This window comes from Sphingorhabdus sp. (assembly GCF_050921905.1).
In the GTDB taxonomy this organism is placed as follows: domain Bacteria; phylum Pseudomonadota; class Alphaproteobacteria; order Sphingomonadales; family Sphingomonadaceae; genus Sphingorhabdus_B.
In genome coordinates, this window is the sequence record NZ_CP050888.1 from 2289425 (window position 1) to 2300700 (window position 11276).

General features: G+C 58.1%; 9 protein-coding genes. 3 read left to right on the forward strand and 6 right to left on the reverse strand.

The window, feature by feature from the left end; genetic code table 11:
- Nucleotides 1–28: 28 nt before the first annotated feature.
- The 6 genes from xth to tgt all read right to left on the reverse strand — a co-directional run bounded on the left by xth (nucleotide 29) and on the right by tgt (nucleotide 6968).
- Entirely contained in the window at nucleotides 29–802 is a 774-nt protein-coding gene (gene xth / locus HEQ18_RS11185; RefSeq protein WP_432814775.1) for an exodeoxyribonuclease III, read from the reverse strand.
- A 138-nt stretch (nucleotides 803–940) separates the two neighbouring features.
- On the reverse strand, nucleotides 941–1294 hold the full coding sequence (locus HEQ18_RS11190; protein WP_432814776.1) for a HesB/IscA family protein: 354 nt from the start codon (nucleotides 1292–1294) through the stop codon (nucleotides 941–943).
- A gap of 106 nt (nucleotides 1295–1400) precedes the next feature.
- A complete protein-coding gene (locus HEQ18_RS11195) occupies nucleotides 1401–2141 on the reverse strand; it encodes a M23 family metallopeptidase (protein WP_432814777.1) in 741 nt (246 codons plus the stop codon).
- 318 nt (nucleotides 2142–2459) lie between these two features.
- A complete protein-coding gene (locus HEQ18_RS11200) occupies nucleotides 2460–2918 on the reverse strand; it encodes a peroxiredoxin (protein WP_432814778.1) in 459 nt (152 codons plus the stop codon).
- A 14-nt stretch (nucleotides 2919–2932) separates the two neighbouring features.
- Nucleotides 2933–5617: a bifunctional [glutamate--ammonia ligase]-adenylyl-L-tyrosine phosphorylase/[glutamate--ammonia-ligase] adenylyltransferase gene (gene glnE / locus HEQ18_RS11205; protein WP_432814779.1), complete on the reverse strand. Its 2685-nt coding sequence runs from the start codon at nucleotides 5615–5617 to the stop codon at nucleotides 2933–2935.
- Between the two features lie 223 nt (nucleotides 5618–5840).
- Nucleotides 5841–6968, reverse strand: coding sequence for a tRNA guanosine(34) transglycosylase Tgt (tgt, locus tag HEQ18_RS11210; protein WP_432814780.1), 1128 nt, complete (start codon nucleotides 6966–6968; stop codon nucleotides 5841–5843).
- Between the two features lie 260 nt (nucleotides 6969–7228).
- Here tgt and tldD point away from each other — a divergent pair, with 260 nt between their 5' ends.
- The 3 genes from tldD (at nucleotide 7229) to amt (ending at nucleotide 11160) form a co-directional block, all read left to right on the forward strand.
- A complete protein-coding gene (gene tldD / locus HEQ18_RS11215) occupies nucleotides 7229–8656 on the forward strand; it encodes a metalloprotease TldD (protein ID WP_432814781.1) in 1428 nt (475 codons plus the stop codon).
- A gap of 57 nt (nucleotides 8657–8713) precedes the next feature.
- Nucleotides 8714–9418 (forward strand): endonuclease/exonuclease/phosphatase family protein, encoded by a 705-nt coding sequence (locus HEQ18_RS11220; RefSeq protein WP_432814782.1) that lies wholly within the window; start codon nucleotides 8714–8716, stop codon nucleotides 9416–9418.
- Between the two features lie 206 nt (nucleotides 9419–9624).
- Nucleotides 9625–11160, forward strand: coding sequence for an ammonium transporter (gene amt / locus HEQ18_RS11225; protein ID WP_432814783.1), 1536 nt, complete (start codon nucleotides 9625–9627; stop codon nucleotides 11158–11160).
- Nucleotides 11161–11276: the final 116 nt, after the last annotated feature.

The window sequence follows — 11276 nt, forward strand, 5'->3', positions numbered from 1 at the left end:
AAATGTAGCGAGTGCTACAATGATTGATTTAGTCCGTCAGCTCTACCCAGGTCGGCGCATGGTCGCTGGCCTTTTCCCGCCCGCGATGCGCCTTGTCGACGCCGCAACTATTGAGGCGGTCGGCGACGGCCGGACTTAACAACAAATGGTCGATGCGAAAGCCATGGTCGCGTTGCCAAGCGCCGGCTTGAAAATCCCAAAAGGTCCATACCCCGCCTTGCGGATAATGCGTGGCGAGCGCGTCGGTCCAGCCTTGGCCAAGCAATGCGCGATAGGCAGCGATGCTTTCGGGTTGACGCAGCGCGTCATCCAACATCGCCGTCGGGGCCCAGATATCATGGGCATGCGGAATGACATTATAGTCGCCTGCTAATATCGCAGGAATTTCCGCCGTCAGCAGCTCTGCCGCACGGGCATATAGCCGCTGCATCCACGCCAGCTTATAGTCGAATTTGGGCCCCGGTTGCGGGTTGCCATTGGGCAAATAAATGCTCGCGACGCGGATGCCGAAAACATCGGCCTCCAAATAACGCGCATGTTCGTCCAACGGATCGCCGGGTAAAGTGCGCTGCGCCTCAATCGGCTGCGCGCCCTTGGCGAGGATGGCGACGCCATTGAATGACTTTTGCCCATGCCAGATCGCGCCATAGCCAGCGCGTTCAAAGTCCGCGACGGGGAAGCCCTCATCCTGCGACTTCACCTCTTGCAAGCATGCGACATCAGGCTGCGTTTCCTCCAGCCATTCCAGCAGACGGGGCAGGCGCGCCTTGACGCCGTTAATATTGTAAGTCGCGATACGCATGATCGGGCTTTAGCCGGAAAATCGGGATTACGAACCTGTTTTTCGGACTGCGGACGTTTCTAACTGGTTCTTTATGTCTTTGTGCGAACCCAACAACTTTGAAGGTTCGCACGAAGATACGAAGAAATGAAGACTCGCTCAAACCGAAAAGCTGGATCCACAGCCGCAACCGGCTTGGGCTTGGGGGTTTGTTACCTTGAAGCTTTTGCCGCCAAGCGATTCTACGAAGTCCACCGCAGAGCCGCGCACGAGATCAAGGCTCATGGGGTCAATGACCAGCGCCGCGCCGTCGCCCTGCGCCTGAATATCGTCGGCCTCAATCGAGTCGGCTAAGCCGAAGCGATATTGAAAGCCCGAACAACCGCCGCCTTCCACCGACAGACGCAGCACAGGGTCTTTGCCCAATTTGGTCGCGATTTCGGCAACGCGGCGCGCGGCGTTGGGGGTCATGAAGATGACTTCGGTTTCGGTCATGGCTTTTATGTAGGCCATGCTCGGCCCAAAGGAAAGTATTAGTAAAGAAAAGGGGCGGCAAAGTTTCCGATGCCAGCCCCCAAGATTACACCCTCTCCCAAAGGTGATGCGCTAGCCTGTCCGCTTACTCGCCTTCAGCAGGACCGCCAATGGCTTTGCTATCAGCAGTTTTCGAGGCAAGCAAGAATTTTGCGCCGCTTGGGTCTGATTTCTGCGGGGCCAAGAAAGCAATCGGGTTGATCGCTTCACCGGCGATGCGCACTTCATAATGCAGATGGCTTCCGGTGGAGCGGCCAGTTGAGCCCATATAGCCCAAAATGTCGCCCTTGCGGATGCGTTGGCCGGGGGTCACGTTCATCGCCGACAAATGGCCATAACGTGTCTGCACCGCGTTGCCGTGGTTGATTTCTACAAATTTGCCATAGCCGCCAACCCATTCGGCGCGGCCAATCGTGCCGTCTGCAGTTGCGAAAATGGGTGTGCCCACTGGACCGGGAATGTCCAATCCCTTGTGGTTACGGCTGGCGCCACGTGTGGGGGCATTGCGATATCCAAAACCGCTGGAGAATTTCATGATCTCGACAGGGTTGATGGAAGGAACGGCAACTTCGACCTTATGAACGGCACCGTTGATGCGGCCCCAGCTATCGTTCAAGGCGCGGAATTCAGGGTCGGAAACGCCAAGAGCGGTTTGGTTGGCCTTCAAATCTTCGGGTGAAATGCGAAAAGTGTCAGATGAAGCGGCGGCTGAATTTGCGATAGCAGGTGTGGCGGCTGATACCGCGACCAAAACGCCAATCGCGGAGGCAGCTTTAAGGATCAGTGATTGGCACGAAGCCAAAGCGCTGGATAACATGTGTGTCATTACCTTGTTGTTGCGACCCGCACCGTTTCTGGCGCAGTACCGAAGATTGACCAAGGCAGATGATCTGCCCACCCCTTATGAAAAGCGTGGTGTCCGATGGCTCAAACGAATGCAACAACTGTGTAATAATCGCGGGACAAGCCGCCGCTCAAACGCGTTGAGTCGTTGAATCGAGGCTATAGCGAGCGGCAAAATGACGGTTTACCGATGTTCTTAACGCAGTCGGCACCGATTTGTTCCGGTGGAAAGCCGCAGGTGATGAAAAGGATTCGACGCGCGTGCAGCGCATGACGCAGGGGCCTTTATAGGGTCACGACCCTATAAAGCCTTCGCTGCTGCCAAAACCTCGGCTGCATGCGCCTTGACCTTCACCTTGCGCCAGACCTGGGCCACTTTGCCGTCCTTGCCGATTAGATAGGTCGACCGGTCAATGCCCATATAGAGTTTGCCGTACATTGATTTTTCGACCCATGCGCCCATTTGCTCGGTGGCATCGCTCGCTTCGTCGGATAGCAAATTGACGGTAAGCGCATATTTTGCGGCAAATTTTGCGAGCTTGGCGGGCTTGTCCTTTGACATGCCGTAAACCGGGCAATTCAGCGCCGCAAATTCGGCTGCCAATTCGGTAAAATCCTTCGCCTCATTGGTGCAACCGGGCGTGTCGGCTTTGGGGTAAAAATACAGCACAAACGGGCCGGAAAGCGCCGCCAGATTGACCGCATTACCTGCGCTATCGACAACGGTCACGTCGGGCAGGGTGTCCTGGATATCGGTCATATTCTCGTTCCTTTTCAAAAATCGCGTGGGCCCAATAAGCTGTGCCATTGGTTCATGACAACCCCGCGATAATCCCTAAGCGCGTGCGTTAAACCATCCCAATCATCAAAGCCTAAGCTGTGTGCAATCAGATATTGTGCCGCCTCGGGCGGGGCTGCGCAATCGGGCGCGATCAGGCGCACCATCACCAACAACCGCGCCATCAAGGCAAAGGCCTGGGCAAAATCAGCTTGCAGGTGCCCCGCCGCCACCAACGCGTCAATCGCCGGGCCAAGCTGCGGCCGCATGCCGTCATGCGTTTCCAACTGAAGCGCGTGAATGATGAACTCCATATCCACCAATCCGCCGGGCAGCAGCTTTACATCCAACGCGCCCTTTGGCGGCTTATGCGCGGCCATGTCCTTGCGCATCGTCGCAATATCGTGGCGCAGCTTTGGGATGTCGCGCTTTGTATGCAAAACATCGCGGATGATTTCGGCGACTTGGCCGCGCGCGCCTGCTGATCCAAAAAGCACCCGCGCCCGCGTGAGCGCCATATGTTCCCAAGTCCATGCATTCTGCCGCTGATATTGGTCGAAGCTTTTGACAGACGCGCACAATAGCCCGTCCGCACCCGATGGCCGAAGCCGTGTGTCAATCTCATATAATGCGCCCGAGGCCGTTGCCACGGACATTGCCGCAATTACCCGCTGCGCCAGTCGGTTAAAATATTGCGTTGCGCCAAGGCTGCGGGGGCCATCGGACTCCGCCAGGTGGTCGCCAGAGAATAGCAGGATGATGTCCAAGTCCGACGCATGCGTCAACGCCTCACCGCCAAGCCTGCCCAAAGCCAAAATGATCAGCTCGCCGCCTGGAATCTTGCCATGCGCCTTTTCAAATTCGGCCAATGTTGCCGTCGTCAGCGTCTCCAGTGACGCCTCCGCCAAATGCGCATAAGCCTGCGAGATGGCGAGCGCGTCGCTGCGCCCCTCAATCAACTGCACGCCTAAAGCAAAGCGTTTTTCGCCAACATAATCGCGCACAATGTCGAGGGTGGATTGATAATCGGCGTTGCCAATCCGGCGCTGCATCGCGTCCTGCAATGCCGACACGTCGCCGGGCAAATGCATGGCGCTGGTATCGATCAACGCATCAAGATAGCGGCTTTGGCGGCCCAGATCGTCGGCCAAAGTCGGCGCGTAGCTTAAAATATCGGCGACCAGTTGCAACAGGCCGGGACGCGCCTCCAGCAAGCGGAAGACGTTAATCGCGCTGGGCATCGCCTCAATCATATTGTCGAAACGGGCGATGGCACGATCCGAATCGGGTGCTTGCGCCAGCGCCGCCATGATCGCGGGCAACACGGCCTCAAATGCATCGCGCGCCGATGGGCTGCGGATCGCGCGAATTTTGCCGCTACGCCAGCGGGCCAAGCGCTGCATCACAGCAACGGGGTCGGCATAGCCAAGATCGGTGAGCTGCTCCTTCAGCGGCAGACCTTCGTCCGCCAATCGCGGCCCTTCGCTGCCCCCTGCATCGACCATGCGGTCATAGACGGCCGCGACCACAGCGGTGATCGGCGCAATCGCCGCAATCAACGCGTCGGCATCGGTTAAGCCATGCAATCGCGCGACAGCATCGGCAGTGTCGCGGTTGGCGGGTATCTCATGCGTTTGCCGGTCACTGTGCATTTGCAAGCGATGTTCGAATATCCGCAACTGCGTATAAGCCGAGGACAAGGTCTCCGCCTCTTGCGCGCTGATCGGTCCAGCCGCCGCCAGCGCCTGTAATGCTGCACGCGTGTCTGGCACGCGCAATGCCGGGTCGCGGCCGCCGTGGATAAGTTGATGCGCTTGGGCAAAAAATTCACATTCTCTTATGCCGCCATGGCCACGCTTCAGATCAAACCCAAGGCCCATTTTCTGCCCCTTGGCATAATGGTCACGGATTTGCGCGGTCATCGCACTGATATTCTTCAACTGCCCGAAATCGAGCGACTTGCGCCAGATGAACGGTACAATGGCATTCAGGAAATATTTGCCCAGCGCGCGGTCGCCTGAACTTACCCGCGACCGGATGAATGCGGCTTGCTCCCACGCCAGTGCGCTCGATTCATAATAGCCGATAGCCGCCTCGACTGGCAGGACGATGGGGCTGACCTCTGGCGACGGACGCAACCGCATGTCGACGCGAAAGACATAGCCGTCCCCGTCGAGCGCGGACAAAAGCTCAATGACGCGCCTACCATAACGCACCGCCGCCTCCGCCACATCATCACGTTCGCGGTGGGGTAGGGTTTTGGGATCGAACAGGAATATCGGGTCAATGTCGGACGAATAATTCAACTCCCGCCCGCCATGTTTGCCCAGCGCGATGACGGCAAAGCCCTGATTAGGCGCACCGGGCACGCGTTCTTCGATGGCGGCGGCGATAGCTTGATCCAGCGCATGGTCGGCAAAGTCGGAGAGGATGTGCGTGACGCGCGTCAGGTCCCAGACATCGGATAGGTCCGCAATGGCGGTCACCAAAGCAACCCCTTGGCGCTGTTTACGTAATGCGGTGCCGACGGAATCTGCACTGCGGGCAAGGGCAGCGGCAAGCGCATCGTCAAAATCGCCTGCGCGGATCAGCGGCATCAGGTCGGCATTGCGGTCGATCAGGCCAGTCAGGAACGGGCTATACGCCTGCGCTCGGGCGATGGCTTCTTCGACGTTGCTCACAACCTAACCTCCACTAAACACTCTTCGTCATTCCCGCGCAGGCGGGAATCCCACTCCCGAGTTGGCGGTTTCTGCGGACGGAGCTTTAGAATTGAAAGGCTAGGAGTTGGATTCCCGCCTACGCGGGAATGACGATGGTGTGAGAGACGAAGCCACAGAATGGTTTTTGGCTGTCCGCTGCCCCCACCTGCGCGGGAATGATGATATGGAAGAAAAAACCCGCTCACCGGCCCAGATAATCCCGCCGGAAATCTTGCGCAAAGCCTGCAAAGCGCCCTTGCTTTATCGCCGCGCGCATGCCGGCCATCAGCATCTGGTAATAATGCAAATTGTGCTGCGTCATCAGCATCGCGCCCAATATTTCGCCAGAACGGATCAAATGATGGACATAAGCCCGCGTCCATGTCGCGCATACGGGGCACGTGCAGCGGTCATCAATCGGCCCTTGGTCTTCGGCAAATTTGGCATTGCGGATGTTGATCGGGCCATGATGGGTAAAGGCTTGGCCGTTGCGGCCTGACCGGGTGGGCAGAACGCAATCGAACATATCAATCCCGCGCTCCACCGCGCCGACAAGGTCATCGGGTTTGCCAACGCCCATTAAATAGCGCGGCCGGCCGGCGGGTAATTGGTCAGGCGCATAATCGAGGCAACCGAACATCGCCTCTTGCCCTTCACCCACCGCAAGGCCACCCACGGCATAGCCGTCAAAGCCAATGTCGATCAACGCATCGGCGGATCGCTTGCGCAATTCTTCGTCCAATGACCCTTGCTGGATACCGAACAAAGCCGCGCGCGCCGCATGGTCGCCGCCGCTGTCAAATCCGTCGCGTGAACGCTTTGCCCAGCGCATCGACAGCTCCATAGATTTGATTGCCGCGTCCCGCGACACGCCATTGGCAGGGCATTCGTCAAACGCCATGACAATGTCGGAACCCAATAGACGCTGGATTTCCATCGAGCGTTCGGGCGACAGCATATGTTTCGACCCGTCCAAATGGCTTTGGAACGACACACCTTCTTCGGTGATTTTACGTAAAGCCGATAGGCTCATCACCTGATAGCCGCCACTATCGGTCAGGATTGGCCGGTCCCAGCCCGAAAATTGATGCAAGCCGCCCAACCGCGCCACCCGCTCCGCGCCGGGACGCAGCATCAGATGATAGGTATTGCCCAATATGATGTCCGCACCCGTCGCCCGCACTTCGGCAGGGCGCATAGCCTTGACGGTCGCAGCAGTGCCCACGGGCATGAAGGCGGGCGTACGAATTTCGCCGCGCAGCATGTGAATGCTGCCGGTGCGGGCCTTGCCATCGGTGGCGGAAATGGAAAACTGGAATCGCGTGGTCATGTGGAGGCTTTAGGGCGGTAATGCGTTTGAGAAAACCAACTTTGCGTTTGACAGCGCGGGCGACGTAAAATCCTCCCCATCGACTTGCGATGGGGAGGGGGACCGTTCGCGCAGCGAAGGGTGGAGGGGCGTCGACTGCCGAGTCCCCTCCGTCATTCGAAGCTAAACGCTTCGACTGCCACCTCCCCATCGCAAGTCGCTGCGGGAGGAATATACAAATTATCCTTTCAACCGCCGCCGCACCGCCCCATATACGCAACATGACTTACACTGATCCGCGCTCCTATCTCTATCAACCCGGCCTTCTTGACCCTGACGCTGCAGTACGCATCACGCGGGATGCGCTGAAGGCGTGCGATGACGGGGAACTATATCTCCAATATAGCGCGACCGAGAGCTTCGGTTTCGACGATGGCCGCTTGAAAATGGCGGATTATTCGACGGGATCGGGCTTTGGCCTGCGCGGTGTTTCGGGCGAGATGACTGGGTTTAGCCACGCCAATGACATGAGCGAGGCCGCGATTCGCCGGGCGGGGGAGACGCTGAAGCTGCTTGATCCTGCCAAGGATCAACCCGCGCCGCCACCGCGCCAGAACAACCGGCATTTATACACCGATGGCAACCCGTTGGAGCTGGTGCCCTTCGCGCAAAAGGTCGCTTTGTGTCAGCAAATCGACGCCGCCGCCCGCGCCCGTGATCCGCGCGTTGCCCAAGTCAGCGTCAGCCTGTCGGGTAGTTGGAGCGTGGTTGAAATCGTCCGCGCCGATGGCTTTGTCGCCACCGACGTCCGGCCCTTGGTCCGGCTCAATGTCGCTATCGTCGCGCAAGATGGCGAACGCCGCGAAACTGGAAGCTATGGTTTTGGCGGGCGCTATCTCTACGACAAATTATTTGCAGAACAGGAATGGGAACATGCGATTGACGTCGCACTGGCGCAGGCGCTGACCAACCTGCGTTCGGTCGCTGCGCCCGCTGGCGAAATGACCGTGTTGCTTGGCCCCGGCTGGCCCGGCGTGTTGTTGCATGAGGCAGTTGGCCATGGCTTGGAAGGCGATTTCAACCGCAAGGGCAGCAGCGCCTTTTCCGGCAAAATCGGGCAGCGCGTTGCCGCGCCCGGCGTTACCGTGGTCGATGATGGCACGATGCAGAACCGGCGCGGGTCGCTCTCGATTGATGATGAAGGCACGCCGACTCAGGAAAATGTCTTGATCGAAGACGGTATCTTGCGCGCTTATATGCAGGACCGCATGAATGCGCGCCTGATGGGTGTGGAGCCCACCGGCAATGGCCGCCGCGAAAGCTTTGCTTATGCACCGATGCCGCGCATGACCAACACCTTCATGCGCAGCGGCAATGACGACCCTGCCGAACTTTTAAGCCGCGTCAAAAACGGCATTTTCGCCAAAAGCTTTGGCGGCGGCCAAGTTGACATTGTGTCAGGCAAATTCGTGTTTAGCTGCACCGAGGCCTATTTGGTCAAGAACGGCAAGCTTGGCGACCCGATCAAGGGTGCGACGCTGATCGGCGATGGTCCAACCGCGTTGAACAAGATCATTGGCCTTGGCAATGACATGGCGCTCGATGAAGGCGTTGGCGTTTGCGGCAAGGCGGGGCAAAGTGTTCCTGCGGGCGTCGGGCAACCCACCACTTTAGTGAGCGCGCTGACCGTGGGCGGGACGGCGGGTTGATCGGCGCATATTTCGGCCAGAATTGCGCTATGACCGAACTAACCGCATGATCCTGATATGAGCCTCGCGATCAAGGTTGCGACCTATAATATCCGCAAGGCGGTGGGGCTTGATCAACGCCGCGATCCGGCGCGCATCCTGTCGGTGCTGAATGAAATTGGTGCCGATATTGTGACGTTGCAAGAGGTGGACCGCCGCTTTGGCGCGCGGGTCAGCGCGATTCCTTTGGCGATGTTGGCGGCAGAGACGCCTTATGTGCCGGTACCGTTAAACGCGCATCCGGCGGCGATTGGTTGGCACGGCAATGCGATTTTGGTGCGCAAGGGCATTGAGGTGCGCCATGCCCAGCCGATCGACATGCCAACACTGGAACCGCGCGGGGCGGTGATGGCGGAGCTGTCGGTGAACGGGCATAGCTTGCGCGTGATTGGCGTGCATCTCGATCTGTCGGGCCTGTGGCGGCGCAAGCAAATCCGCGCCTTGCTCGCCGCGATTGATGCCAGCCCGCTTCATATGCCCACGGTGATGATGGGAGATTTCAATCAATGGTCGGACAAAGGCGCGCTGAGCGAGCTTGCCTTTCACCATCACCGGTTGGTGCAAACGCCCAAAAGCTTCCATACCGCACGCCCCGTTGCCCGGCTTGACCGCATCATCGTCAGCCATGAGGTGAAGGTGCGCGCTGCCGATTGCCATATTTCGCCTTTGTCGAAACAGGCGTCGGATCATCTGCCCTTATGGGCAAATATGCAGATTGGCTAGATGCCTAAATATTAGGCATCCACAGATGACTGATTAAATAATAGGCAAATACTGCCTTAATGTCGCACGGCGTCATGCGCCAAATACCCGAATACTGGCCCTTTTGCGTGCTTTGCGCTTTCTGGCACGGCGTGTGCATATTGCACTGCACAACTATTGCATTGCACTGCACAACCATCGCACTGCACAACCATCGGGGGGTCTGCATGAAATATATTATTGCCGTGATTAAACCGCACAAGCTGGATCCGGTGCGCAAGGCGCTGACCGCGCTAGGCGCTGCGGGGGCGATAGTGTTCGCCGCCTTGCCCGCCTTCGCGCAGGAGGCTGTGGAGAAAGCAGCCGACGGCGCAGCGGCGGCTGGCGCTGCTGCAGCCGAAGTTGCGGCCACTATTGCTGTTGCCGACGGCCCGATCAAGGCCCCAACGGTCGAACAAATGGCCGGCATGGTCGACAAGGGTGATACAGGCTGGATGCTGATTAGCTCGGCCTTGGTATTGCTGATGTCGATCCCGGCATTGGCATTATTCTATGGCGGGCTTGTCCGCACAAAGAATATGCTGAGCCTGTTGATGCAGGTGTTCATGATCGTATCGGTCGCAGCTTTGGTCTGGGTCACTTATGGCTACAGCCTGGCCTTCACCAGCGGCAACGCCTTCATCGGCGGCTTTTCCAAGATGTTCTTGGCCGGCGTTTCGACAACGACTTATGCTGCGACCTTCAGCAACAATGTCTATATCCCCGAATATGCTTTTGTGGTGTTTCAGATGACCTTTGCCTGCATCACGCCGGCACTGATCGTCGGCGCATTTGCAGAGCGGATCAAGTTTACGCCGTTGATGATCTTTACGGTATTGTGGCTGACCTTCGCTTATTTCCCTATCGCGCATATGGTTTGGTATTGGGCAGGACCAGATTTCCTAGTCGATGCACCAAATGATGTCGGCTTCTTGTGGGGCAAGGCAGCGCTTGATTTTGCGGGCGGCACCGTTGTGCACATCAATGCGGGCATCGCAGGCCTTGTCGGCTGTCTTATCATCGGCAAGCGCGTTGGCCATGGCAAGGAAGCCACCCCGCCACATTCGATGACCATGACGATGATCGGCGCGTCGCTTTTGTGGGTGGGCTGGTTCGGCTTTAACGCTGGCTCCAATTTGGAAGCCAATGGCCTTGCGGCGCTGGCGTTCATCAACACCTTTGTTGCGACGGCTGCTGCTGCGGTTGCATGGTGCCTGATTGAACAATTCCACCATGGCAAGCCTTCCTTGCTTGGTGCCGTCACTGGCGCGGTTGCTGGCCTTGTCGCCATTACACCCGCCAGCGGATTTGCCGCGCCGATGACCTCGATCCTGCTTGGCTTTGCGGCATCGGGCCTGTGCTATGTCTTCGTTGCTTATGTGAAGAACAAGCTTAAATATGACGACACGCTTGACGTCTTTGGCGTCCACGGCGTTGGCGGCATCGTCGGCGCACTGGGCACCGCAATTGTCGCCGACCCTGCGCTTGGTGGCCAGGGATGGATTGATTACACCGTTTTCCCTGCCATTCCGGGCGAATATGTTATGGCTGATCAGTTCGTCTCGCAGCTTTGGGCCGTGGGTACGACGGTATTGTGGACGGGCGTTGTTTCGGCCGTTTTGTTCTACGCGCTGAAATTCACCACCGGCCTTCGTCCAACCGAAGACGCCGAGCGTGAAGGCCTTGACCTTACCGAACATGGCGAGCGTGCTTACAATTATTGAGTTTTACGACTTGGCGGCGGGGCGATCTCTCCTCTCCCTTTTGCGCCCCGCCACCTCCCGATGTTCCTCCCGCGAACATCCAACTCATGGCCCGGCCCTGCGATGGTCCGGGCCTT